We start from the raw sequence: 24,204 nt of genomic DNA on the forward strand, positions 1-24,204 counted from the left end.
AGCAGAAACGGGATGCGCTTCCCCGGAACGGGGAAGCGTTAATCAGCACGAACCGGACGCGCGGTTCGTGCCGGGGCTTACTGATAGGTAAACTGGGCGTTCTGGGTGCGTACTGAGTCCAGACCAATCATGACGTTAAATTTGCCCGGTTCAGCAACGTGTTTCATCTGCTGATTCCAGAATTTCAGTGCATCAACGTCAATCCTGAAGGTCATTTTCTGCGACTCCCCGGCTTTAAGCATGATCCGTTTGAACCCGTGCAGTTCTTTTACCGGCCGGCTCATGCTGGCTACCGGATCGTTCAGGTACAGCTGGACGACTGTGGCCCCGTCAACTTTACCGCTGTTTGTTACGGTCACGCTGGCTTCAACACTGCCGTTGTGCGGCATGGTTTCAGCGGACAGCGTCACCGGCGACACGGTAAACGTGGTATAGCTCAGGCCGTATCCAAACGGATAGAGTGGGCCATTTTCCGCATCGTAATAGTGGGACGTGTACTTGTTTGGCTTGGCAAAGTTATAAGGCCGGCCGGTCGGCAGATGGTTGTAATAGATGGGAATTTGTCCCACGGAACGCGGGAAGGACATCGGCAGCTTGCCGGACGGGTTGTAATCGCCAAACAGCACATCCGCAATGGCATTGCCCCCTTCTGTCCCGCTGAACCAGGTTTCCAGCATGGCATCGGCCATACGATCTTCGTTGACCAGCGCCAATGGACGACCGTTCATCAGTACGATGACCAGCGGCTTGCCTGTTGCCTTCAGCGCAGCCAGTAATTTTTGCTGCGCAGGTGGAATCATCAGATCGCTACGGCTGGACGCTTCGTGCGCCATGCCCTGCGCTTCCCCCACGGCGGCCACGACGACATCTGCCTGTTTTGCCTTCTCTACCGCCTCATCGATCATGGCCTGTGCGGAGCGCGGATCGACGACGATGGCAGGTTCATACATATTCAGGAAGTCCTGAATACCTTTGTTGTCTGACACATTGGATCCTTTGGCATACAGCAGCGTCGCTTTACCCTGCGTCGCATTTTGCATCCCCTGCAACAGCGAAACAGACTGTTTCGCGACACCTGCCGCTGACCAGCTGCCCATGATATCGCGCTGGCTGTCTGCCAGCGGCCCGATCAAGGCAATGGTGCCGGATTTTTTCAGCGGTAACGTATTCAGGCGGTTTTTCAGCAGCACCATACTTTTGCGTGCCACATCCCGGGCTTCGGGACGATGCAGGCGGCTTTCCGCATTGGTGTCCTGGGGATCGCTCTCTTTCGGCCCCAGATGACTATAGGGATCGTTAAACAGCCCCATGTCGTATTTCACGTTAAGCACGTGGCGCGCCGCATCGTCGATTTCCGCCCGACTGACAATGCCGCGTTTCACCAGGTCCGGTAAGTATTTGCTGTAATATTCATCGCTCATACTCATATCGACACCGGATTTGAGGGCAATACGCACCGCATCCTGAGGATCGCTCGCCACGCCATGTTTAATCAACTCTTTGATCGCACCGTGGTCGCTGATGGTGATCCCTTTAAATTTCCAGTCACGACGCAGCAGATCTTTCAGCAGCCAGCTGTCGGCCGTGGCGGGCACACCATTAATGGAGTTGAGCGCCACCATGACGCCGCCGCTGCCGGCATCCAGAGAGGCTTTATACGGCGGCAGATAGTCCTGGAACATGCGTTGCGGACTCATGTCCACGGTGTTGTAATCCCGTCCGCCTTCAACCGCGCCGTACAGCGCAAAGTGCTTAACGCTGGTCATAATGTTATAGCGGTCTGCCGGGCTTTTGCCCTGCATCGCTTTCACCATGGTGCGTCCCATTTCGGACGTTAAATAGGTGTCCTCGCCGAAGCCTTCGGACACGCGTCCCCAGCGCGGCTCCCGGCTGACGTCAACCATCGGCGCCCAGGTCATATTTAACCCATCGTCTGCCGCTTCATAAGCTGAAATGCGCCCAACCTCTTTAACGGCATCCAGATCCCAGCTGGAGGCTAACGCCAGCGGAATCGGGAAAATCGTCCGCTGACCGTGCACGACGTCATAGGCGAAAAACAGCGGAATTTTCAGCCGGCTGAGCTGCATCACCTGATCCTGCATCGCCCGGATATCCGGGCGCGTAACCGTATTAAAAATCGCGCCCACCTGCCCCTTGTGGATCATCTCACGCACGGCTTCTTTTGGCGTATCCGGTCCCACGCTAATTAAACGCAACTGGCCAATTTTCTCATCCAGCGTCATTTTTTTAAGCAGATTATTGACGTAGGCATCACGCGCCTTTTCGGTCATCGGATACTGAACGGTGGGCTCCCCGGCCAGTGCAGGTTGCAGCGCAAGGGAAACAGCGAGGCTAACAGCGCAAATCCATTTCATCGGGTTGGGTTCTCTTAAGTAACTGCGCAATATCGACTAAATGCAGGATGGCATCATCAGAGCATAGCATGTCGCCTGCGGCTATCACACTGCGCCCGACGCAACTGACGTGCTACAGTAAGGACGCATGCATACGACAAGGGAATTGCCCATGATGACATCGTCTGTCCTGATTGCCGATCTGCGCCGTCTGGTTGGCACAAGTAACGTTCTGACTGAGGCCGCGCACACGGCTCGCTATCGTAAAGGCTTTCGTTCTGGTGAAGGCGAGGCGCTGGCCGTGGTGTTTCCGGCTACGCTGCTGGAGCTGTGGCGCGTACTGCAAACGCTGGTCGCTGCGGATGCGATCATTTTGATGCAGGCGGCCAATACCGGCCTGACCGAAGGCTCGACGCCGCAGGGCGACGACTACGATCGTCCGTTGGTGATTATCAGCACACTGAAGCTGGATAAGCTACAGCTCATCGATAAGGGCCGACAGGTCCTGGCCTTTCCGGGCAGTACCCTGTATCAACTGGAAAAGATCCTGAAGCCGCTGGGCCGTGAGCCGCACTCGGTGATTGGATCTTCCTGTATTGGTGCGTCGGTGCTGGGTGGCATCTGTAATAACTCTGGCGGCTCGCTGATCAAACGCGGCCCGGCCTACAGTGAAATGGCGCTGTTTGCTCAGATTGATGCCCAGGGGCGACTGAAGCTGGTCAATCATCTGGGCATTGACCTGGGCACCTCGCCGGAAGAGATTCTGGGACGCCTGGATGACGATCGCTGGCAGCCGGACGATGTCCTGCATGATGGCCGTCACGCGTCCGATCATGATTATGCTGACCGCGTGCGCGATGTGAATGCCGATACGCCCGCCCGTTTTAACGCGGATGCCCGTCGTCTGTTTGAAGCGTCCGGCTGCGCAGGCAAGCTGGCGGTTTTCGCGGTACGCCTGGACACATTTGAGCAGGAACCGCAGCAGCAGGTGTTCTATATCGGCACTAACGATGCCGCCGTGCTCAGCGACCTGCGCTGCCATATGCTGGCCCATTTTAAAAATCTGCCCGTTGCCGCGGAATATATGCACCGGGATATCTACGATATCGCCGAAGTGTACGGCAAAGATACGTTCCTGATGATTGACAAGCTGGGCACCGACAAGATGCCCCTGTTTTTTACGCTTAAAGGTCGGGTTGACGGCTGGCTTAATAAACTGTCTTTCATAAAACCGCATCTGACTGACCGGCTGCTGCAACGGCTGAGTCGCCTGTTTCCGGCGCATCTGCCGAAACGCATGAAGCAGTATCGCGATAAATACCAGCATCATTTAATGCTAAAAATGTCGGGTGACGGCGTCGAAGAGGCGCGCAACTACCTGCGGGAGTTTTTCCGTGAAGGTGGCGGAGAGTTTTTTGAGTGCGAAGGCAAAGAAGGCGCGCACGCTTTCCTGCACCGCTTTGCCGCTGCCGGTGCGGCAGTGCGTTATCACGCCGTTCACGCCACAGAGGTGGAAGATATTCTGGCGCTGGATATTGCGCTGCGCCGCAATGACAGAGACTGGTTCGAAACCCTGCCTGCCGGGATAACGCAGTCACTCAGTCATCAGCTGTATTACGGCCATTTTTTCTGCCATGTCTTCCATCAGGACTACATCGTTAAAAAAGGGGTGGATGTCCATGCCCTGAAAGCGCAAATGCTGGCGATTCTGAAGACGCGCGGCGCGGAGTATCCGGCAGAGCATAACGTCGGCCATCTCTATCAGGCCCAGCCGCAGTTGGCCGCGTTCTATCGTCAGCTCGATCCGACCAACAGCTTTAACCCGGGTATTGGCAAAACCAGTAAGCTGAAAGGCTGGGCGGTCAGGCAGCCCTGACGCCTCAAAAGGCCATGAAAAAACAGGCAGCCATAGGGCTGCCTGTTTCATTAACGCGGTTGCTCTGTGACCGTTACGTCATCGCTGACATCCGAGGCCAGCAGCTGACGACGTTCGATAATCATGGTCTGCGGCGTCGACAGGACGATCCCTTCTTTACGTAATCGCGTCAGAATATCAAACAGCAGATCGCTTTTTGCGCCTGCAATCTGGCGCTGGCTGGCCACGTTACCGGTTACGCTGAGTACTATGCCCTGCGCGGTAAGATCTTTAAACGACACTGACGGTTCCGGCGTCTCCAGAATGCGCTCATTCTCTTCATACACCTTAAGCAGAATTTCACGTACCTGCACGGGGTCAATATTGAGCGGGAACGTCAGGGTAATCGTCACCACGCCCTGCGCGTTACCCATGGTCGCGTTACGGACGTTCTGAGAAATAAACTGCGAGTTAGGCACGATCACCGTAGATTTATCGCCCAGCTGAATTTCCGTCGCACGCACGTTGATACGACGAATGTCCCCTTCCACGCCGCTGATCGTTACCAGATCGCCCACTTTCACCGGGCGCTCAGTCAGCAGAATCAGACCCGAAATAAAGTTCTTAACGATCTCCTGTAAGCCGAAACCGATACCGACGGATAATGCACTGACGATCCAGGCCAGCTTGTTCCATTGCAGCCCCATAATCGACAGGGTCAGCAGGATAATCAGCACATAGCCCACATTACTGAACAACGTCACCAGGGACACCCGCATCCCGCTGTCCATGGTGGTTTTGGGCAGGAAGTCGTTGTCCAGCCAGCGCCGCACTGAACGCAAGACGTAAATCCCGACAATCAGGCACAGCAATGCATTAACCAGGTGCGCCGGAACGATATTCAGCGACTCCAGGCCTTTACCGCCCCAGAATTCGATGGCTTTCTGCAACAACTCAATCGGCGTGGACGAGGCAAAGGTGCCGTTGAGCAGCGCCAGCGCCACAAACAGCACCAGGAACGTTTTACCTATCGCCGCCAGAATGGTCGCCACCTGCTGCAGATGACGTTCATCAATGTTCAGTGAACTCTGGATGCGTTTACCTGTCGTGTTACTGATTGAGAACAGACTCTCACAGCCGTCGTTGACCAGATGACTGAGAATATAAAATGAGCCAAACAAAATGCCGCACCACACCAGCTCATAGCTGAGAAAACGCGCCAGCGTGACGTAGCCGATCACCAGTGAGGCCAGGATGGTCAGCGCGGTGATCGTCAGCGCCATCTGAATCAATCCAACCAGGGTAGAACGCGCTTCCGGCGGCGTACCCGACTGCGCCAGGCGACGACGAACGCGCTTGGTGCGCATGCTGATCGCCAGTGCCGTAGTGCCGATAAGTAATGCCGTCAGGCCGTTGGCAAAAATACTGGTATTCAGGCTGGTGCCGACGGTGTAGTTAAAGGACTCGACCATCTGAAAGATAAACACCAGCAGGGCCGTAATCGGCGGGAACGGTTTAAGCGCGATGGCGACTTCGTTCGAAATCGTCGGCAGACGCCAACTGGGGCGACGCGTGGATAAAAAGGCACGACCCAGCCCGGCAATCAGGCCACAGTAGACGCTGAGTTCGACCAGACGGTAAATAAAGTCCTGCACATCGCTGGAGACTTCATCGCGGCGCGTAAAGGCCTGCGAAATAAAGACGAAGGTCAGGACAACGGCCGCCAGGCTGGTCAGCGCCACGGCAGTCGCCAGAAAACTACGGCGTAAACGCCCTTCAGGCAATTTATTGATACTGACCCAGGCCAGGAACTCTTCACCATAGCGACGACCGAGCGTCATCACCAGCACCGCGGCCAGCAACCAGCCAACCGTGCCAATGCGCCAGCCCGGCTCCCAGGAGAGTGCGGCCGTGTCTTTCAGCTCATTGAGAAAATCGCCAATTTTTTCCGCATCCAGATCCTGACTACTTAACACGGGCGCCCAGAAGCGCGGCCCCAGAATACTGCCTGAATTCAGGGCGAGTTTATTTTTTAGCTGGTCGCGGCGCAGATTGACGATTTGTGAGGAGAGCATCAGTGCACTGTTTTTAATGCCTTCCGCCTGCTTGATTTGATCGTCAAGCTTGCTCTTCTGACTTTCCAGCGCACTGCGTTTGCGCGTCACGTCCGGTGTCTCTTTGACGCCGCTTTCCGGTTTGGGTGCCGGACCGAGCACGGCCAGCTGCGCTTCCAGTTGTTGACGATCGGGCTGTAACGCCTGCGCAAGCGTATCCGTATTGCCTGATAACTCCAGCGCCATCTCATTCAGACGACTGAGCTTATTTTCGTCGCTTTCAACGGAGACCTGGCTTTTAATTTTATCGAGGATCTTCTGCATTTTCGGCAGCTCGACAGAGGCATCCACCTTGGGTTTGTCGTCGGTTTGCTGCGTGGCTTGCGTCGCATCGTCGGCAAAACTCAGCGTGGGTGCGAGCGTCATCAACGCGAAAAAAATCAGAACACTAAATGAACGTAACTTGAGCATATCAATGAGATTCCGGCACAGTAATCAGGCGAATCACCCTCGCCATTTGCGGGTAGTTTAGATTTTCGTCTGCCATGAAACTATAGGAATACAGGTCAATCTCAGCCGGGGAACCGTAGCGCCCCGGCAGAGGATTACTCTACAGCGGCCCCACTGGCTGCGTTGCTGGCAACCTCATCCGCTTTTTGTTTTTTATAGGCCAGTGCAGCCGCCGGAACCGGCGCAGCCTTGCCGGTTTCCAGCCAGTCGCGCAGACGATTCGCATCGGCGAAATGGGTATATTTGCCAAACGCATCGAGTACCACCAGCGCGACCGGGCGGTTCTTAATCATCGTCCGCATGACCAGACAGTGCCCCGCCTGATCGGTGTAACCCGTTTTCGTTAACTGGATATGCCAGCCATTTTTATACACCAGGTGATTGGTATTGCGGAACGGCAGCGCATAACTCGGATGGGCAAACACGGCGGTTTCTTCTTTGGTCGTGCTGAGCTCACCCAGAAGCGGATATTCACGCGTCGCTTTCAGCAGCTTCACCAGATCCTGGGCGCTGGACACGTTTTTGATAGAGAGGCCCGTGGGTTCAACGTAATGCGTGTGCATCATGCCGAGCGCGCGCGCCTTGGCATTCATTGCCCGGATAAAAGCATCGTACCCGCCCGGATAAGCGTGAGCCAGACTGGCTGCCGCGCGGTTTTCCGAGGACATCAGCGCCAGCATCAGCATACTGCGGCGACTAATTTCGCTGTTCAGTTTGACGCGCGAAAACACACCACGCATTTCGGGGGTCTGGCTGATATCGACCTTCACCATCTCGTTCATCGGCTGGTGCGCATCCAGTACCACCATGGCCGTCATTAACTTCGTGATGGACGCGATGGGGCGCACCCGATCCGGGTGACTGGAGAACAGGACTTTACCATTGGTCAGATCGACAATCAGGGCGCTCCCTGAGGCGATTTGCGGCTGAGCAATCGGGGCCATCTGCGACAACGTGGTGGTCGCCTGTGCTGAAAGGGTAAAAACCTGCCCGGAAACGAGCAGCGCCAGCGACAACAGTGAAAAGCGAATTTTTGCAGGCATCGTGGAAAAAAGACCCGGTTAAGATTGTGCGCTGTGTAAACACAGGCCGCCAACGCCTGAACAGGCAGAGCGCGGGCTGGCCGCAGCATCATACGCTGAAGTCAGGGAATTTTCCTGGTGAGATTGTTTCTGAGCGTTAAAAAAAGGTTGCCGCCCTGTAGGCGGCAGCGGCAGGTTAAAACAGACGCGGGCCATAGCCCCATAACACCACGGTCAGAGCCAGTAGCACTTCGAAGACCAGCACACCAATAGCGAGTGTTGAACTGGAAAAACGCAGACTTTCGTCACGGTCGATATTCAGAAACAGCGGAATGCCGACATACAGCAGATACCCGGTATACAGGAGCGCCAGCGCTGCCGCCAGCACACATAGCCAGACCAGCGGATAAAGCGCGACAAGGCCGCTCAAAAACAGGGGCGTAGCGACATAGCCCGCAAATACGGTGCAGCGCCCCATGCTGGGACGATGGGGATAGTCACGCGCCATCCAGTGAATCACCCGCCCCATAACGGCGACGCCGCCCAGGATCACCAGATAGAACAGAATCCCCAGGCCCAACGCCGTCAGCAAATTAAGCTGCACATATTGCCCTTCTCCCAGGTTCCAGCCTGACTGAGTGGTGCCAATCATGGCGCAGATCACCGGCACAGCGGCCATCAGCAGCACATGGTGAGTGTAATGGTGCGAAACCGTTTCGTTCTCTTGCTTGATAGTGCGCATTTCCTGGTTCGGATGCGCTAACAAACCCCAGACATGGTTCATACGCTTACTCCTCTGACCGATTGGGCCACCCGATCTGTTAACATTTCCACAAGGGGGCAGCAGTCATTTGAGTATAATCGGCAGGATAATTTCTGGGGCCTCTGCGCAAAAAAACGGCGAAAAAGATCGCTTACGGGGTCTTAATCCGCTGTCCTGGCAAATCGGGTATAGACTGAAAGAAAAATCTTCACACAGGGAGTTCAGCCTTGCATTTGGATATCAATGGGTTAATTACGCAGTACGGCTATCTTGCGCTGTTTATTGGCTGTATTGCCGAGGGCGAAACGTTTTTGCTGCTGGGCGGGGTTGCCGCTCACGAAGGGCTACTGCACTACAGTGGCGTCGTACTGGCGGCGATGGCGGGCGGCGTGGTGGGCGATCAGATGCTCTACTGGATTGGCCGGCGTTTTGGTACCCGCATTTTGCGACGCTTTAAAAAACATCAGGATAAAGTGGTGAAGGCGAACCGCCTGATTAAGCGTCGTCCCAGCCTGTTCGTGATTGGCGCACGTTTTATGTATGGCTTTCGTATTATTGGGCCGATCATTATTGGCGCAAGCCGCCTGAAGCCGCTGAAGTTTTTTCTCCTCAACGTCACCGGGGCGGCTGTCTGGGCACTGCTGTTTGTTACGCTCGGCTATTTTGCAGGCGGCATTATCGCCCCCTGGCTGCACAAACTCGACCAACACTTTAAACACCTGCTATGGCTGGGCGCGGCGGTGGTCTTTGCGTTTGTGCTGCGCTGGGCGATTCGCCGCTGGAATCATCACCGGGCCGATCAGTAGCCTTTAAACTGCGGGTTGGCCAGCATAAAGCCGCCGTCGATAATAAACGACTGACCGGTGGTATAGGTCGCCCACTCGGAACTCAGCCAGGCTACCATACTGGCAATTTCGTGCGTATCGCCAGGGCGGCCGGCAGGAATTTCCGGCATTTTTACGTTATGCGCATCCGCGTCGGACATCTTGTTCATCGGCGTCGCAATCGCCCCCGGGGCGACCGCATTGACCAGAATATTGTGGGGCAGCAGACTCAGCGCCATCGATTTGGTCAGGCCGCCTGCCGCATGTTTTGCCGCGGTGTAGGCCACTGAGCCCGGCAGGGGCGTATGCTCGTGCACAGAGGTGATGTTGATGATGCGTCCGCCCTGCCCTTGTTTGATCATGTTACGTGCCGCCACCTGCCCACAGATAAAGACGCCATCGACATCCACGCTGAAGGTTTTACGCCAGTCTTCCCAGGTCACGTCCATAAAGTCGGCTTTAAAATTTGCCCCGGCATTGTTGACCAGCACATCGATACGGCCCAGTTTGTCGATCAACTGCTGCAACACCTTGCCGCCTTCTGGCGGATCGGCCAGATCGAGCTGAATCGTCTCTGCCCGTTGTCCGGTCTCTTCTACCCGACGGGCGGTCCGCTGTGCGCCTTCCTCGTCTGAACGCCAGGTGATGCCAATATCAAAGCCCTGTTCGGCTAACATCTCAGCACAACGGCTGCCGATGCCCGAATCCGATGCGGTCACAATGGCCACTTTTCGTTGGGGTGCTGTCATAACGGTCTCCTCTGGAAGTGTATGAAAAGTATATACCGGGCTGAAAATTGTGCCGGACGCGGACAACGGGCTCGCCAGGTTAACGATCTGTGCCCGAACGAAGCGGTATGCAGGTACCTGGCTATAGTTAAGTCAGACACTGACAGGGAGAACGCGATGAGTAAGGTTAAACGCAAGATTGACGATCATGGTGTCATAGGTGATCTCCGCACCTGTGCACTGGTCGCAAACGATGGCACGATCGACTATCTCTGCTGGCCGGAGCTGGACAGCCCGTCGGTGTTTTCGGCCTTACTGGACAGTGACGAAGCGGGCCTGTTTTCAATCGCACCCGAGTGGCAAAACGCCCGTCGGCAACAAATTTACCTGCCGGATACCAATATTCTGCAAACGCGCTGGCTGGCCGAAGAAGGCGTGGCCGAAATTACTGACTACATGCCCATCTGCGACCGTCAGGACAAACTGCCACGCATTATCCGCCGGGTGAAAATGGTGCGGGGCCAGGCCCGGTTTAACATGGTCTGTTCGCCTCGCCATGATTACGCCCGCGCGGAAACCCGCGCCGAGATTCAGCGCGGTTGTATCGATTTTCATGCGAAGGATCAGCCCTCGCTTCGGCTGGCCGCCACGGTCGTGATGACCCTGGAAGGTAATAACGCCACCGCCAGTTTCGAGTTAAAAGCGGGCGAACACGCCGAATTTGAATTCGGCAGCGTAAATGACGCACACGTTGAAAAACTGGCGACCGCGAACTGTTTCGAAGAGACGCTGAGCTACTGGCGTGAGTGGAGTTGCCACAGTACCTATCGTGGCCGCTGGCAGGAAATGGTCCAGCGCTCAGCCTTGGTGCTGAAGCTGCTGACCTCCTGGCAGCACGGCTCCATTGCCGCCGCCGCAACCTTTGGCCTGCCGGAGGAGCTGGGGGGCGAACGTAACTGGGATTACCGTGCCTCCTGGATACGCGATGCGTCCTTCAGCATGTACGCGCTGATGCGCCTGGGCTACGTGGATGAGGCCAAGCACTTCACCGAATGGGTCGGTCGCTGTGTGGAAAACAGCCATCATGACGAGATGCGTTTACAGGTGATGTATCGCCTGGACAGCAGCACGGAACTGCAGGAAATGTCGCTGCTCAACCTGTCCGGCTATGCCGATTCCTGCCCGGTCAGGATAGGCAACGATGCCTGGCAACAGAAACAACTGGATATCTATGGCGAACTGATGGACGCCATTTACCTTGCCAATAAATATGGTGAAGCCATCTCTCAACGGGGCTGGAACCATGTCTCAGAGATGCTGGACTGGCTCTGTGATAACTGGCATCAGCCGGATGCGGGCATCTGGGAAATGCGCGGTGAACCGGAGCACTTCCTGCATTCCCGTTTGATGTGCTGGGTGGCCATGGATCGCGGGCTGCGTCTTGGCATGAAACGTTCCCTGCCGATGCCTTATGAGCGGTGGGACCGTACCCGGCGCGAGATTCGCGACGATATCTGGAAAAACTTCTGGAACAGCGAACGCGGCCATTTTGTTTCGACCCGCCATGGCGATTACCTGGATGCCTCCATGCTGCTGATGCCGCTGGTGCGTTTTGTCGGCGCAACCGATCCTGACTGGATTGCCACGCTGGATGCCATCAAGGCGAATCTGGTCAGCGATGGGATGGTGCGTCGCTATAACATCCATGAAACCCCGGCGGACGGGCTCACCGGCGGAGAAGGTTCATTTGGTGCCTGCTCGTTCTGGTACGTCGAATGTCTGGCACGTGCCGGACGCGTACGCGAAGCCCATTTTGAGTTCGAGAAATTACTGAGCTACGCTAATCCGTTGGGGTTATATGCCGAAGAGTTCGACAGCCACGGCCAGGCACTAGGCAATATGCCGCAGGCGCTGACGCATCTCGCCCTGATTAGCGCCGCCTTTTTCCTGAACCGCAAGCTAAACGGAGATGTCACGTTATGGCAGCCGTAGAGGGCGGTTTTCGCCCAAAATGTTAATGAACAAAGGCGGATAACGCAGGTAAGTCAGGTAAAGTATTTCGATGCGGTAAAAATCCTGATTCACAACATCAGTTTAATGAACATATAATGCGCAGCAGGTCATAGTGACCAGCATGGGTTCGATACATTGACAAGCCTGAAACATGGCGATAAAGACTTGTAAAATATGAAAAAAAGCATTCGCGCGTTCGCTTCACTTGCATTGGCTTTGGCGGCATTCAGTCAGTCAGCCCTTGCGGTTGTTTATCCCTTACCGCCGGCGAACAGCCGTCTGACCGGGCAAAACATTGAGATTACGATTCCTCAGGACAGTAAACTGCCTCTGGAAGCTTTTGCAGCACAGTTCCAGATGGGCCTCAGCAATATGCTGGAAGCCAATCCGGGTGTTGACGTTTATCTGCCTAAGCCTGGCAGCAAACTGATTATCCCTCAGCAGTTACTCCTGCCTGACGCCCCGCGTGAAGGCATCGTGATTAACAGTGCTGAAATGCGTCTTTATTACTACCCGAAAGGCACGAAAACCGTGGTCGTTCTGCCTATCGGTATTGGTGAGCTGGGTAAAGATACGCCGCTGAACTGGACGACAACCGTTCAACGTAAAAAAGATGGCCCGACCTGGACGCCTACCAAAGCGATGCACGCTGAATATGCCTCACGTGGCGAAAATCTGCCGGCTGTGTTCCCGGCAGGCCCGGATAACCCAATGGGGCTGTATGCGCTCTACATTGGGCGTCTGTACGCCATTCACGGCACCAACGCCAACTTTGGTATCGGCCTGCGCGTCAGCCACGGCTGTGTCCGCCTGCGTGCCGATGATATCAAATGGCTGTTCGATCACGTGCCAGTTGGCACGCGCGTGCAGTTTATCAACCAGCCGGTGAAAGCGTCTGTTGAGCCAGACGGTTCACGCTGGATGGAAGTGCATAATCCGCTGTCGACCACGGAAGAGCAGTTTAACTCTCGTGAACTGGTGCCGATTACGCTGACTCAGGCGGTTGGCAAAGTACTGGTAGACGGTAGCGTGAATCAGTCTCAGGTTGATAAGGCCATCCAGAACCGCTCTGGTATGCCTGTACAGGTTAATGCGCCAGAAAACAGCGTGGCCCCTGCGCCTGTTCCCTTCAACGAAGGTGAAGATGCTGAGCCGAAAGAAGAGCCCATGACGCCAGTGATGTCGCAGCCTGCTAACCCGGTCGCGGTCCAGTCAGAGCCCGCGCCGCAACAGGCTCAACCTGTGCAGCCTTCGCAGCCGCAGCCAGAGCAACCACAGCAGTCGCAACCTGCCCAGCCACAGCCGGCGCAGTAACATTCGCCTGTTACGGGCCAGCCATTCAGGCCCGGTCGTCAGGTCAGTGAAAAGCCAGCGTTGGCGATAGCCACGCTGGCTTTTTTATTGGTCACGGGCTCCACTGTCAACACCACTATCTGGATGGGCGGCGAAAACTCAGCCAGCCGGCCAGCAGCGTGAAGGCCAGAACGATCAGAACCAGCAGTAAAAACCCGTGCGGATTCGACGCCAGCGGAATGCCGCCCACGTTCATACCAAAAAATCCCGCCACAATGTTAATCGGCAGTGCAAGCACCGTAATCACGGTCAGCAGATAAAGTGTCCGGTTACTCTGCTCCATCAACCGTGCTGCAATTTCCTCCTGCAGCAGACGGATGCGCTCCATCAGGCTGGCCAGGTCGTTCAGCACCACGCTAAATTCTTCCGTGAACGCCCGCAGCTCGCGGAGCGTGTCGCGGTTGAGCCAGGCGGGTGGGCGGTTAAGCAACCGGAACAGCGCCGCCGGTTCGGGTGCCAGCAGGCGCTGAATGCGCAGCAGCATGCGCCGGTAATGCCCCAGCTCACTGCGGTTGGCCTTGATTGCCGGACTTAATAAACGCTCTTCAATGTTATCGACTACCTGGCTGATGCGACGCACCACCAGTTCCAGCTGCAACTCCTGTTCACCGAGCAGGTAAAGTAACAGGGCCTCCGCACTGGGAAAATTATGCTTCGCCAGCCCCTGCTGCATCTTTTCGATCATCACTGACGAGCGATAACGTGCGCTCACGACCAGATTATGACGGCACCAGATCCACAGGGTCGCATTTTGCGTACTGCGATTTTCCTGGCTCAGCGTGACGTCGTTCAGTACCGCCAGCAGGGCATTGCTTTGTTCCGCTAACCGGGTGCGCGGTGAGGCGGAATGAATCTCGTCAAAAAAATCATCATCAACCTGAAAGTGGCCCTGCACCCAGTGCTGTGCCCGCGCGTGATTCAGATTGATATGTAACCAGAGAAAGCCTTCTTCAGGAGGGTGTTCACCGAGTTTTACCGCTTCACGGGCATTCAGGCGTTGAGGGAGGGCATCAGGAGAAAAGCGATAACCATGGATGAGTCCGGCCACATCATCATCAAAATCACGTTTTTGTGGGGTGAGAACAACGTCTGTCGCCATGGCAATCCTGTCAGCATCATCAATTAAGATCCACAGCCTGCTGAAGTTTTGTTACAGCAAAATGACCTGTGCCGCCTGGATCATTTTTTTGTCATAAAAAGCGGGTATCACACAGCGTTAACCAGATGTAACTCCGCATCTGCATCCGCTAAGAGGTACGGCATGAGCGAAAACAGTTTATCCTCTTCAGGCACGACGCAGGGACGTCCCGATTTCAACGGCAAAGGCAGCCGCGCAACCAAAACGGCTTTTTATGTCCTGTTAATAGCCGGTCTGGCCTTTGCCGGATTTAATCTGTTTCACGATGTGGAAAAAACTAACACGCCCGTCACCAGTTATGTGCCTTTCTTTCTGCTCGGCCTGGCGCTGCTGATTGCGCTGGGCTTTGAATTCGTTAACGGGTTTCACGATACCGCCAACGCGGTCGCTACGGTGATCTACACGCATTCGCTGACGCCCGGTGCGGCCGTCGTCTGGTCAGGGCTGTGCAACTTTCTTGGCGTGATGCTTTCCAGCGGCGTGGTCGCGTTTGGCATTATTTCGCTTCTGCCCGTCGAACTCATCCTGCAGGCCAGCAGCGGCAACGGCTTTGCCATGATTTACGCCCTGCTGTTCTCGGCGATTATCTGGAATCTGGGCACCTGGTACTTTGGCCTGCCCTCGTCGTCGTCACATACTTTAATTGGCTCGATTATTGGCGTGGGTGTGGCGAATGCGATGTTGCATGGTCGCAGTGGCCTGAGTGGCGTTGACTGGGATCAGGCGCTGAAGGTCGGCTATGCCTTACTGCTCTCGCCCGTCGTGGGCTTCGTCTGCGCCGCCCTGCTGCTGTGGGCCATGAAGCTGTTGATTCGTAACCGCCAGTTGTACGAAGCCCCGCACAGCAACGAGCCGCCGCCGGTCTGGATTCGTGGCCTGCTGATTCTGACCTGCACCGGCGTCTCCTTTGCTCACGGGTCGAATGACGGGCAGAAAGGGATGGGACTCATCATGCTGATCCTGGTCGGCACCATGCCCATCGCCTATGCACTGAACCGTTCACTTCCGCCCGAGCAAATCCCGCGCGTTGCCGCACTGAGTGACGTGACGGCGCGCCAGTTACTGCATATTCAACCGGCCGCCACGCCCACCCCGGATTCACGCAATGTGTTGACGGCCTTTGTCAGCACTGACACGGTCAATCCGAACGTCTTGCCCGCGCTTGGCATGACGTTACGGGATATCAGCGACCAGATTCGCCGCTACGGCTCGATGGACAATATTCCGGCCCAGTCCGTAACCAATACCCGCAATCAAATGTACCTGGCCGCAGAATCGATCAAGCACCTGCAAACCGCCCATGTCTCGCTCCCCGATGAGACGGCACGTAACCTGAAGGCGGTGAAAACAGAGCTGGACAGCGCCACACGCTTTATTCCGATGTGGGTGAAGGTGGTGGTGGCAATCGCGTTGGGGCTGGGCACCATGGTGGGCTGGCGACGTATTGTGGTCACCGTGGGTGAGCGCATCGGCAAAACCCATCTGACCTATGCGCAAGGGGCCAGCGCCGAACTGGTGGCGATGGCGACCATCGGCGCGGCCGATGCCTTTGGTCTGCCGGTCTCCACGACGCATGTGCTCTCATCAGGCGTGGCGGGCACCATGGCGGCGAACCGCTCTGGCCTGCAGATGTCCACCCTGCGCAATCTTGCCGTCGCCTGGATATTGACGCTGCCGGTCTCGATTTTACTTTCTGCCCTGCTCTACGGGCTGTTCATTCATATCTGACCAGGTGAATTGTCATGGCAACACACGACAACAGTTTCAATCGCGACGCTTTTAATCAGCGTTTAATGCAGGAGTTCTATGACAGCTACGACGAAGAGCTGGAGCTGGAGCTGGACGATCTGCGCTTTAGCGAGGCCGCGCCCACGGGCAGCGATGAAAAAGCCTGGCGCCGTCGTTATTTTCGCGAGCTGCTGCAGTTGCAGGGCGAGCTGGTGAAGCTACAGGACTGGGTAATGCGCACCGGCCATCGGCTTGTCATTCTGTTTGAGGGTCGCGATGCGGCCGGTAAAGGAGGCGTGATTAAGCGCATTACGCAACGCCTTAATCCGCGCACCTGCCGGGTGGCTGCGCTGCCCGCGCCCAACGATCGTGAAAAAACCCAGTGGTACTTTCAGCGTTATATCGCGCATCTGCCCGCCGCGGGCGAGATGGTGCTGTTCGACCGCAGCTGGTACAACCGGGCAGGCGTGGAGCGCGTCATGGGATTTTGCAGTGATGCCGACGTGGCGGAGTTTTATCGCAGCGTGCCCGAGTTTGAAAAAATGCTGACCCGCAGCGGGATTCAAATCATTAAGTACTGGTTTTCGATCACGGACGAGGAGCAGGAGCTGCGCTTCATGAGCCGTATCCACGATCCCCTCAAGCAGTGGAAGCTCAGCCCAATGGATCTGGAAAGCCGCCGCCGTTGGGAAGATTACACGGAAGCAAAAGAAGAGATGCTGAGCCGCACCCATATTCAGGAAGCCCCCTGGTGGGTTGTTCAGGGCGTAGACAAGAAACGGGCGCGCCTTAACTGCATCAGCCACCTTTTGCAGCAGGTGCCTTATGAAGCCGCCCCACACGACGAAATCATTCTGCCGCCGCGTGAACGCTCACAAGACTACCACCGCAACGAGGTGCCGGAAAATATGATCGTGCCAGAAAAGTATTGATCGCGTGCGCGGCTAAGCGCCGCGCTGTCACGCTCTCACTTCCGGTGAGGCTGAAGAGAACTGACAGGTCTGCCGCTGTAATGCCGCATAGCGGTCAATCGCCGTAGCAATATCGGCTGAGGTTTTTAAGGCGCGAATCTCAGCGAACAGCTCACCCGCTTCGACGTAGGCTTTACGCAAATAGCCCAGCCACTGTTTGATACGTGCGACATGGTACATGCCCGTATCACCCTGTTTTTCAAGCCGGGTATATTGTTGCAGGAGTACCACTACCTCCGGCCAGGCCATGGGCGCATCATTGTATTTGACGACCCGGCTCAGGTTAGGCACGTTAAGCGCACCACGCCCAATCATCACCGCATCACAGCCTGTGATTCGCAGACAATCCTGGGCGCTTTGCCAGTCCCAGATTTCGCCATTCGCGATAACCGGAATAGACAATCGCCGACGAATCTCGCCAATCGCCTGCCAGTTAATAGCCTCAGCACGGTAGCCGTCTTCTTTGGTACGGCCGTGGACGACCAGTTCGCTGGCACCTGCCTGCGCTACCGCATCCGCAATTTCCATGCTGCGGGCGCTGGAATCCCAGCCCAGGCGCACCTTAACCGTAACGGGCAAGGAGTCAGGTACAGCTGCCCGCATGGCTTTGGCCGCGCGGTAGATTAAGTCGGGATCTTTTAACAGCGTCGCCCCGCCGCCGCTGCCGTTGACCAGCTTCGACGGGCAACCGCAGTTCAGATCCACGCCCCACGAGCCCAGCTCAACCGCGCGGGCCGCGTTTTCCGCCAGCCACTCGGGATGCTGCCCCAGCAGTTGCAGACGAACCAGCGTACCCGACGGCGTCCGGCTGGCATGATGCAGTTCGGGACAAAGGCGATAGAAGGATTTTACCGGCAGCAGTTGGTCGACGACGCGCAAAAATTCCGTGATGCACAAATCGTAGTCGTTGACGTCCGTCAACAGCTGGCGCACCAGAGAATCCAGTACGCCCTCCATGGGTGCCAGTAAAACCCGCATGATCAGACGTTTCCGCTGCGTTTAGGCGCGGGCCGACGTGGACGAGACGCAGGCTTATCAGACTGGCCCGCTGCGGGTCCCTGACGACGCGGCTGCGCACGCTTGTCCCCTTGAGGACGCGCCGCGCCGGCACCTTGTCCGCCCTGCCCCCGACCGCGGCCGCGTGAAGACGGTGACTGGCGGCCGTTCACAATCGGTTCCGCTTTGATGCTGGGATCCGGCTCATAGCCCGGCACAGCCAGTCGTGGAATTTCACGCTTCAGCAAGCGCTCAATATCACGCAACAGTTTGTGTTCGTCGACGCAAACCAGCGACAGCGCCGCACCCGTTGCGGCGGCACGACCGGTACGCCCAATGCGGTGTACGTAGTCTTCAGGCACGTTTGGCAATTCATAGTTCACGACGTGCGGCAGTTCTTCAATATCCAGACCGCGGGCCGCGATATCCGTCGCAACCAGCACACGAATCGCGCCGGATTTGAAGTCGGCCAGTGCACGGGTACGTGCGCCCTGACTCTTGTTACCGTGGATGGCGGCGGCCGTAATGCCGTCTTTGCCCAGTTGTTCGGCAAGGTGATTGGCACCGTGCTTGGTGCGGGTAAAGACCAGCACCTGCTGCCAGTTACCTTCGCCAATCAGCTGAGACAGCAGTTCCCGCTTGCGCTTTTTGTCAACAAAATGCACCTGCTGAGAAACCTGCTCAGACGCGGTATTGCGGCGCGCGACTTCAACCTGCTCCGGGTTGTGCAGCAGTTTTTCTGCCAGGGTTTTGATCTCATCTGAGAACGTCGCCGAGAACAGCAGGTTCTGACGTTTAGCTGGCAGTTTGGCCAGTACGCGGCGGATATCGTGGATAAAGCCCATATCGAGCATGCGATCCGCTTCATCCAGTACCAGCACTTCAACCTGAGACAGGTCAACGGCGTTTTGATGAGCCAGATCCAGTAGACGGCCCGGCGTGGCCACCAGAATATCGACGCCGCCGCGCAGCTTCATCATCTGCGGGTTGATGCTGACGCCGCCAAACACCACCAGCGAACGCAGCGGAAGATATTTGCTGTAGTCGCTGACGTTTTCACCGACCTGAGCGGCCAGTTCACGGGTCGGTGTCAGAATCAGCGCGCGCACCGGACGACGGCCGCGCACTGTTCCGGTATTCGCGGACAGTTTCTGTAATAAAGGTAAGGTAAACCCGGCGGTTTTGCCGGTGCCGGTCTGCGCGCTTGCCAGCAGATCGCGGCCGGACAGCACAACAGGAATCGCCTGGCGCTGAACAGGCGTCGGTTCGCTGTAGCCCTGCTCAGCTACCGCACGCAGAATATCGGCACTCAGGCCGAGAGAGTCAAAAGACATGACGAGTATTACTCCGGTCCACTCTGACCGCGTTTGGCGGTGTAGTTTTCAGAGGGATAGTGACGCCAGCTGAGGCTGACGCGTGAAAAGGGTGCAAACTACGATGCATAAGCGGCGGAGTGTAACAGCTTTACCGCCCCTGTGCGAGATAGCTCACAATTGATTACATATCTCCCAACGACAAAAGCCACCTTGCGGTGGCTTTTTTAGCGCGACAGCCTGATTCAGCTGCGTTTTTTCTCAATGCGTCCTGCCGGCTCTTTCGCCAGCAACGACACCAGCGCGGGCCCCAACAACATCACCACGCCAAGGCTGGCTAACAGTAAGTTGTTGTGGAAAATGCGCGACACCAGGAACAGCGTCATCATCGCGGCACCGAAATAGTACGTGGTGGTCGCTTCTTCCAGGTAATCACCCAGGGTACGTAAACGGGCACTACGCTGCGTGATCAGCATGGCGATAAACACCGCTGCATAAGCCACCACCAGGGTACTGCACACTTCGACCAGTGCTTTATGTTTCCAGCCCCAGACCAGTGCGGCAATCACCAGCAGGTGCATCGCGATGTGGGCCCAGGTTTGACCGGTAATAATTTGAAAGCGATTCGACAATTTCATTTCTCTCTCCTGCAGACCTGGCACGTTGCACATATGCAACCGTAACCGGCCAGGGACGGTTTCTCAATGTAAAGCAAATTTCAGATAACGCCCTAATTATTCCTCTTCTTCACCCTCCATTTGTGACAAAGACTACACTTTGTTGTTGATGAAGATGAAAAGGAGCGCGTCGCGAGTATGCCACAAATCAAGCAAGGATTTTCATTTAAAGTCCTGACGATTAATACCCATAAAGGTTTTGCCCCGTTTAACCGACGCTTCATCTTGCCCGAATTGCGTGAAGCAGTGCGCGCAACGTCAGCAGATATCGTTTTTTTGCAAGAGGTGATGGGAACCCATGACATTCACCCTCTGCAACATGAAAACTGGCCTGATACCTCCCACTACGAGTTTCTGGCCGACACGATGTGGAACGATTTTGCCTATGGGCGCAATGCGGTTTACCCGGAAGGACATCATGGCAACGCCGTGCTGTCGCGTTTTCCCATTGCTGAGTACGACAATCGCGATGTTTCAATTGCCGGGAGCGAAAATCGCGGCATGTTGCATTGCCAGCTTACCCTGCCCGATGGCCGGGGCACGCTGCATGTCATCTGTGTGCACCTGGGGCTGAAAGAGGCGCACCGTCGTGCCCAGTTGGCGATGTTAAACGACATGGTGATGGCGTTACCCGCTGACGCACCTGTCGTCGTCGCCGGTGACTTTAACGACTGGCAGGGGCGAGCCAACAACATACTGCAAAAAGGGGCGGGACTAAAAGAGGTCTTTAGCCTGAAAAGCGGACGACCTGCGCGGACGTTTCCGGCACGCTTTCCCCTTCTGCGACTGGATCGTATTTACGTGCGCAATGCGACGATCAGTCAACCCTGGGCATTGCCGCGTAAACCCTGGTCACACCTTTCCGATCACGCGCCGCTGGCGGTGGAGATCCATCTATGAATTTTGAGTGGCAAGACGGCAACAAACTGCGCCTGCTGGAAAACGGGGACGCATTTTTCCCCCGGGTGTTTGGCGCGATTGCACGTGCCGAACACAGCGTACTGCTGGAAACCTTTATCCTGTTCGAAGACGATGTGGGCAACGCCCTGCACAAGGTGCTGCTGGCGGCGGCGCAGCGCGGCGTCAAGGTCGAAATGATGGTCGATGGCTACGGCTCCTCCGAGCTGTCCCAGAGTTATGTCAACAGTCTGACGCAGGCGGGCGTGCGCTTTATCTATTACGATCCGCGTCCGCTGATCATGGGCATGCGAACTAACGTCTTTCGCCGTCTGCACCGTAAAACTGTGGTCGTGGACGGCGTTATCGCCTTTGTCGGCGGCATCAACTTTTCCGCCGAGCACTACACGGATTTTGGCCCGGAAGCCAAACAGGATTATACCGTGGAGGTCAAAGGTCCGGTGGTCGCCGACATTACCCGCTACCTGCAAGAGGCGATTGGCAGTCAGGCCACCACTCGCCGCTGGTGGGGACAGCGTTCACATCGTCCGGCCAAAAACACCCTGCCCGGCGACGCGCAGGTCCTGTTTGTCTATCGCGACAACGATCAGCACCGGGATGATATTGAGCAGCATTATCTGGACATGCTGCGCACCGCCAAACAGGACGTCATTATCGCCAACGCCTACTTTTTCCCTGGCTACCGTTTGCTTAAGGAGATGCGCAATGCGGCACAGCGCGGCGTACGCGTGCGACTGATTGTGCAGGGTGAGCCGGATATGCCGATTGTGAAAGTGGGCGCTGAGCTGCTTTATAACTATCTGGTGGATGCGGGCGTGGAAGTCTATGAATATTGCCGCCGACCGCTGCATGGCAAAGTGGCGGTGAAAGATCAGCAGTGGGCTACCGTTGGCTCAAGCAATCTCGATCCCTTGAGTTTGTCCCTCAATCTTGAAGCCAACCTGATCATTCACGATCGCAACTTTAACCAGACATTACGCGATAATCTTGAGCATTTACTGGCTGAAGACTGTCAGCGCGTCGAAGAGGATAAGTTGCCACCACGCACCTGGTGGCAGCTGACGAAAGGCGTTGTCGTGTTCCACTTTCTGCGTCACTTCCCGGCTATCGCCGGCTGGTTACCGGCGCATACGCCAAAGCTGGCTCAGGTGGATCCGCCGGTTCAGCCCGAAATGGAGACGCAAGATCGCGTCGAAGCCAACAATGAAGGAGCCAATTCCTGATGGCAAACACGCACCCACGCTGGAAACTGGCAAAAAAAATCCTGACCGGGCTCTTCTTCGTCGCCGTCATTGTGCTGCTGGTGATCTATGCACGCAAAGTGAACTGGGATGACGTCTATAAGGTCATTGTTAACTACAACCGCTTTGTGGTGCTGACCGCGGCGGCACTGGTTATCGTCAGTTATCTGGTTTACGGCTGCTACGACCTGATTGGTCGGGCCTACTGTGGTCATAAGCTGGCCAAACGTCAGGTGATGCTGGTGTCATTTATCTGCTACGCCTTTAATCTGACGCTGAGTACCTGGGTTGGCGGTGTCGCTATGCGCTACCGGCTCTATTCGCGGCTCGGCCTGGACAGTGCGACGATTACGCGCATTTTCTCCCTCAGCATCGCCACTAACTGGCTGGGCTACATCCTGCTGGCGGGCGTGATCTTCAGCGCAGGCCTGGTTCCGATTCCCGGCGGCTGGTTTATCGGCGAAACCACACTACGGCTTATTGGTGCCGCGCTGCTGGTGCTCGTCGCGTTTTATCTCTGGGCGTGCGCGTTTTCTAAACGTCGTCGCTGGAAAGTGAAAGGGCAAACCCTGCAGTTGCCTTCCCTGCGCATGGCGCTGTTTCAGTTTGCCGTCTCCTGCGCCAACTGGCTGGTTATGGGCACGATTATCTGGCTGCTGCTGGGCCGGGATGCCGGTTATCCCATGGTGCTGGGCGTACTGTTAATCAGTAGTATCGCAGGCGTAATTATTCATATTCCGGCGGGGATTGGGGTGCTTGAAGCGGTATTCGTGGCGCTGCTGGGCGGCGAGAACCTTTCACACGGGACCATCATCGCCGCGCTGCTGGCTTACCGCGTGCTGTACTTTATTTTGCCGTTGCTCCTGGCACTGGTGCTGTATCTGGGGCTGGAGAGCCGCGCGAAACATATGCGCCATAAGAACGAGCAGAAGCTACAAAAATCGTAGTAAACGGCTGCTCTGGTTCACCAGAGCAGCCTGTTTTTTAACGGCGGTTGCCAAAAATACGCAGCAGCATCAGGAACAGGTTGATGAAATCAAGATAGAGCGTCAGCGCGCCCATAATTGAGTAGCGGCGCAGGTTTTCCGTGTCACGCGCATCAATCTGCTCACCGATATTTTTCAGTTTCTGCGTGTCATACGCGGTCAGACCGACAAACACCACCACACCGATGTAGGTAATGGCCCACATCAATGCCGGGCTTTTCAGCCAGAAGTTCACCAGCGAGGCCAGCAGAATACCAATCAGCGCCATAAACAGCAGACTGCCCAGGCGGCTTAAATCACGTTTTGTGGTGTAGCCGTAGAACGTCATGGCACCAAACATCCCGGCCGTGACGAAGAACGTGCTGGCAATGGACGAATAAGTGTACACCAGAAAGATACTGGCCATGGTCAGCCCGGTCAGGGCCGAATAGAGCATGAATAACCCCGTCGCCACGGCCCCGCTCAGGCGATGCACCATACCTGAGAGGAAGAACACCAGCGCCAGTTGCACAATGATCAGGCCGAAGAAGGTGATGCGATTTGCAAACACCAGCTCCATCACCGCCGGTGTGCGCGCGGCAAACCAGGAGACGAAGGCAGTGAGTAACAAACCACAGGTCATCCAGCCATAAACCTGTGCCATATAAGCCTGCAACCCACGAGATGCAGGCTGAACTATTGAATCATTCTGTGGATATCGGTCCATGATGCACCTCTTGTTAAACAAATGTGTTGTGCCCCAAAACGGGCTGTCTGAGTA

At 56.1% G+C, this 24,204-nt stretch carries 19 protein-coding genes; 9 read left to right on the forward strand and 10 right to left on the reverse strand.

The features are described from left to right. Positions 1 to 77: 77 nt before the first annotated feature. Complete coding sequence (bglX, locus tag RAC60_RS07000; protein ID WP_375093150.1) at positions 78 to 2,375, reverse strand: beta-glucosidase BglX; 2,298 nt, start codon at positions 2,373 to 2,375, stop codon at positions 78 to 80. Between the two features lie 151 nt (positions 2,376 to 2,526). Between bglX and dld the strand changes: the two genes are divergently transcribed. Then, a complete protein-coding gene (gene dld, locus RAC60_RS07005) occupies positions 2,527 to 4,230 on the forward strand; it encodes a D-lactate dehydrogenase (RefSeq protein WP_039341475.1) in 1,704 nt (567 codons plus the stop codon). Between the two features lie 50 nt (positions 4,231 to 4,280). On the opposite strand, the gene RAC60_RS07010 is transcribed toward dld, so the two are convergent. The 3 genes from RAC60_RS07010 to RAC60_RS07020 all read right to left on the reverse strand — a co-directional run bounded on the left by RAC60_RS07010 (position 4,281) and on the right by RAC60_RS07020 (position 8,579). Next, positions 4,281 to 6,734, reverse strand: coding sequence for a DUF3772 domain-containing protein (locus RAC60_RS07010; protein ID WP_375093151.1), 2,454 nt, complete (start codon positions 6,732 to 6,734; stop codon positions 4,281 to 4,283). Between the two features lie 134 nt (positions 6,735 to 6,868). Further along, on the reverse strand, positions 6,869 to 7,816 hold the full coding sequence (pbpG, locus tag RAC60_RS07015) for a D-alanyl-D-alanine endopeptidase (RefSeq protein WP_263758862.1): 948 nt from the start codon (positions 7,814 to 7,816) through the stop codon (positions 6,869 to 6,871). Positions 7,817 to 7,991: 175 nt separating this feature from the next. Then, entirely contained in the window at positions 7,992 to 8,579 is a 588-nt protein-coding gene (locus tag RAC60_RS07020) for a Yip1 family protein (protein WP_033737713.1), read from the reverse strand. A gap of 206 nt (positions 8,580 to 8,785) precedes the next feature. Here RAC60_RS07020 and RAC60_RS07025 point away from each other — a divergent pair, with 206 nt between their 5' ends. Next, on the forward strand, positions 8,786 to 9,364 hold the full coding sequence (locus RAC60_RS07025; RefSeq protein ID WP_033737714.1) for a DedA family protein: 579 nt from the start codon (positions 8,786 to 8,788) through the stop codon (positions 9,362 to 9,364). Here the strand turns inward: RAC60_RS07025 and RAC60_RS07030 are convergent. Beyond that, on the reverse strand, positions 9,358 to 10,131 hold the full coding sequence (locus RAC60_RS07030; RefSeq protein ID WP_033737715.1) for an SDR family oxidoreductase: 774 nt from the start codon (positions 10,129 to 10,131) through the stop codon (positions 9,358 to 9,360). The genes RAC60_RS07025 and RAC60_RS07030 overlap by 7 nt on opposite strands. Before the next feature lie 156 nt (positions 10,132 to 10,287). Between RAC60_RS07030 and RAC60_RS07035 the strand changes: the two genes are divergently transcribed. Both RAC60_RS07035 and RAC60_RS07040 read left to right on the forward strand, forming a co-directional pair. After that, positions 10,288 to 12,102, forward strand: a complete 1,815-nt coding sequence (locus RAC60_RS07035; RefSeq protein ID WP_039341485.1) for a glycoside hydrolase family 15 protein — start codon at positions 10,288 to 10,290, stop codon at positions 12,100 to 12,102. 195 nt (positions 12,103 to 12,297) lie between these two features. Then, the gene (locus tag RAC60_RS07040) at positions 12,298 to 13,437 is read left to right on the forward strand and encodes a L,D-transpeptidase family protein (protein ID WP_033737717.1); all 1,140 of its coding nucleotides are present in this window, start codon (positions 12,298 to 12,300) and stop codon (positions 13,435 to 13,437) included. Positions 13,438 to 13,552: 115 nt separating this feature from the next. Here RAC60_RS07040 and RAC60_RS07045 read toward each other — a convergent pair whose 3' ends face one another. Continuing rightward, complete coding sequence (locus RAC60_RS07045; protein ID WP_033737718.1) at positions 13,553 to 14,575, reverse strand: transporter; 1,023 nt, start codon at positions 14,573 to 14,575, stop codon at positions 13,553 to 13,555. A 162-nt stretch (positions 14,576 to 14,737) separates the two neighbouring features. On the opposite strand from RAC60_RS07045, the gene RAC60_RS07050 reads away from it, so the two are divergent. Next, the gene (locus RAC60_RS07050) at positions 14,738 to 16,342 is read left to right on the forward strand and encodes an inorganic phosphate transporter (RefSeq protein WP_133745095.1); all 1,605 of its coding nucleotides are present in this window, start codon (positions 14,738 to 14,740) and stop codon (positions 16,340 to 16,342) included. A 14-nt stretch (positions 16,343 to 16,356) separates the two neighbouring features. Continuing rightward, positions 16,357 to 17,274 carry a polyphosphate kinase 2 gene (gene ppk2, locus RAC60_RS07055; protein ID WP_039341492.1) on the forward strand — a complete coding sequence of 306 codons (918 nt, stop codon included), beginning with the start codon at positions 16,357 to 16,359 and terminating at the stop codon, positions 17,272 to 17,274. Positions 17,275 to 17,301: 27 nt separating this feature from the next. Here the strand turns inward: ppk2 and dusC are convergent, their stop codons facing one another. From dusC to RAC60_RS07070, 3 genes are all read right to left on the reverse strand, one after another. Next, positions 17,302 to 18,291 carry a tRNA dihydrouridine(16) synthase DusC gene (gene dusC / locus RAC60_RS07060; protein WP_006118522.1) on the reverse strand — a complete coding sequence of 330 codons (990 nt, stop codon included), beginning with the start codon at positions 18,289 to 18,291 and terminating at the stop codon, positions 17,302 to 17,304. 2 nt (positions 18,292 to 18,293) lie between these two features. Then, the gene (gene rhlE, locus RAC60_RS07065) at positions 18,294 to 19,643 is read right to left on the reverse strand and encodes an ATP-dependent RNA helicase RhlE (RefSeq protein WP_006118521.1); all 1,350 of its coding nucleotides are present in this window, start codon (positions 19,641 to 19,643) and stop codon (positions 18,294 to 18,296) included. Between the two features lie 224 nt (positions 19,644 to 19,867). Continuing rightward, positions 19,868 to 20,260, reverse strand: coding sequence for a YbhQ family protein (locus tag RAC60_RS07070; protein ID WP_033737724.1), 393 nt, complete (start codon positions 20,258 to 20,260; stop codon positions 19,868 to 19,870). Between the two features lie 177 nt (positions 20,261 to 20,437). Here RAC60_RS07070 and RAC60_RS07075 point away from each other — a divergent pair, with 177 nt between their 5' ends. Genes RAC60_RS07075 through RAC60_RS07085 form a run of 3 tightly spaced genes read left to right on the forward strand, consistent with a single transcriptional unit; the run spans position 20,438 to position 23,405 of the window. Beyond that, complete coding sequence (locus RAC60_RS07075) at positions 20,438 to 21,199, forward strand: endonuclease/exonuclease/phosphatase family protein (protein WP_006118519.1); 762 nt, start codon at positions 20,438 to 20,440, stop codon at positions 21,197 to 21,199. Beyond that, positions 21,196 to 22,440 (forward strand): cardiolipin synthase ClsB, encoded by a 1,245-nt coding sequence (gene clsB / locus RAC60_RS07080; protein WP_033737726.1) that lies wholly within the window; start codon positions 21,196 to 21,198, stop codon positions 22,438 to 22,440. The genes RAC60_RS07075 and clsB overlap by 4 nt, the downstream gene beginning before the upstream one ends. Continuing rightward, positions 22,440 to 23,405, forward strand: a complete 966-nt coding sequence (locus RAC60_RS07085; protein WP_033737727.1) for a lysylphosphatidylglycerol synthase domain-containing protein — start codon at positions 22,440 to 22,442, stop codon at positions 23,403 to 23,405. The genes clsB and RAC60_RS07085 overlap by 1 nt, the downstream gene beginning before the upstream one ends. Before the next feature lie 37 nt (positions 23,406 to 23,442). Here the strand turns inward: RAC60_RS07085 and RAC60_RS07090 are convergent, their stop codons facing one another. Next, on the reverse strand, positions 23,443 to 24,150 hold the full coding sequence (locus RAC60_RS07090) for a Bax inhibitor-1/YccA family protein (protein WP_033737729.1): 708 nt from the start codon (positions 24,148 to 24,150) through the stop codon (positions 23,443 to 23,445). Positions 24,151 to 24,204 lie beyond the last annotated feature (54 nt).

The organism is Pantoea sp. BR_17 (genome assembly GCF_041955125.1).
In the GTDB taxonomy this organism is placed as follows: domain Bacteria; phylum Pseudomonadota; class Gammaproteobacteria; order Enterobacterales; family Enterobacteriaceae; genus Pantoea; species Pantoea stewartii.

Coding starts and splice junctions, on each gene's coding strand:
- RAC60_RS07020 (WP_033737713.1), bottom strand. CDS start 8,579: ATGAACCATGTCTGGGGTTTGTTAGCGCATCCGAACCAGGAAATGCGC.
- RAC60_RS07085 (WP_033737727.1), top strand. CDS start 22,440: ATGGCAAACACGCACCCACGCTGGAAACTGGCAAAAAAAATCCTGACC.
- RAC60_RS07075 (WP_006118519.1), top strand. CDS start 20,438: ATGCCACAAATCAAGCAAGGATTTTCATTTAAAGTCCTGACGATTAAT.
- dld (WP_039341475.1), top strand. CDS start 2,527: ATGATGACATCGTCTGTCCTGATTGCCGATCTGCGCCGTCTGGTTGGC.
- RAC60_RS07070 (WP_033737724.1), bottom strand. CDS start 20,260: ATGAAATTGTCGAATCGCTTTCAAATTATTACCGGTCAAACCTGGGCC.
- dusC (WP_006118522.1), bottom strand. CDS start 18,291: ATGCGGGTTTTACTGGCACCCATGGAGGGCGTACTGGATTCTCTGGTG.
- RAC60_RS07035 (WP_039341485.1), top strand. CDS start 10,288: ATGAGTAAGGTTAAACGCAAGATTGACGATCATGGTGTCATAGGTGAT.
- bglX (WP_375093150.1), bottom strand. CDS start 2,375: ATGAAATGGATTTGCGCTGTTAGCCTCGCTGTTTCCCTTGCGCTGCAA.
- clsB (WP_033737726.1), top strand. CDS start 21,196: ATGAATTTTGAGTGGCAAGACGGCAACAAACTGCGCCTGCTGGAAAAC.
- RAC60_RS07010 (WP_375093151.1), bottom strand. CDS start 6,734: ATGCTCAAGTTACGTTCATTTAGTGTTCTGATTTTTTTCGCGTTGATG.
- RAC60_RS07050 (WP_133745095.1), top strand. CDS start 14,738: ATGAGCGAAAACAGTTTATCCTCTTCAGGCACGACGCAGGGACGTCCC.
- rhlE (WP_006118521.1), bottom strand. CDS start 19,643: ATGTCTTTTGACTCTCTCGGCCTGAGTGCCGATATTCTGCGTGCGGTA.
- ppk2 (WP_039341492.1), top strand. CDS start 16,357: ATGGCAACACACGACAACAGTTTCAATCGCGACGCTTTTAATCAGCGT.
- RAC60_RS07090 (WP_033737729.1), bottom strand. CDS start 24,150: ATGGACCGATATCCACAGAATGATTCAATAGTTCAGCCTGCATCTCGT.
- RAC60_RS07030 (WP_033737715.1), bottom strand. CDS start 10,131: ATGACAGCACCCCAACGAAAAGTGGCCATTGTGACCGCATCGGATTCG.
- RAC60_RS07045 (WP_033737718.1), bottom strand. CDS start 14,575: ATGGCGACAGACGTTGTTCTCACCCCACAAAAACGTGATTTTGATGAT.
- pbpG (WP_263758862.1), bottom strand. CDS start 7,816: ATGCCTGCAAAAATTCGCTTTTCACTGTTGTCGCTGGCGCTGCTCGTT.
- RAC60_RS07040 (WP_033737717.1), top strand. CDS start 12,298: ATGAAAAAAAGCATTCGCGCGTTCGCTTCACTTGCATTGGCTTTGGCG.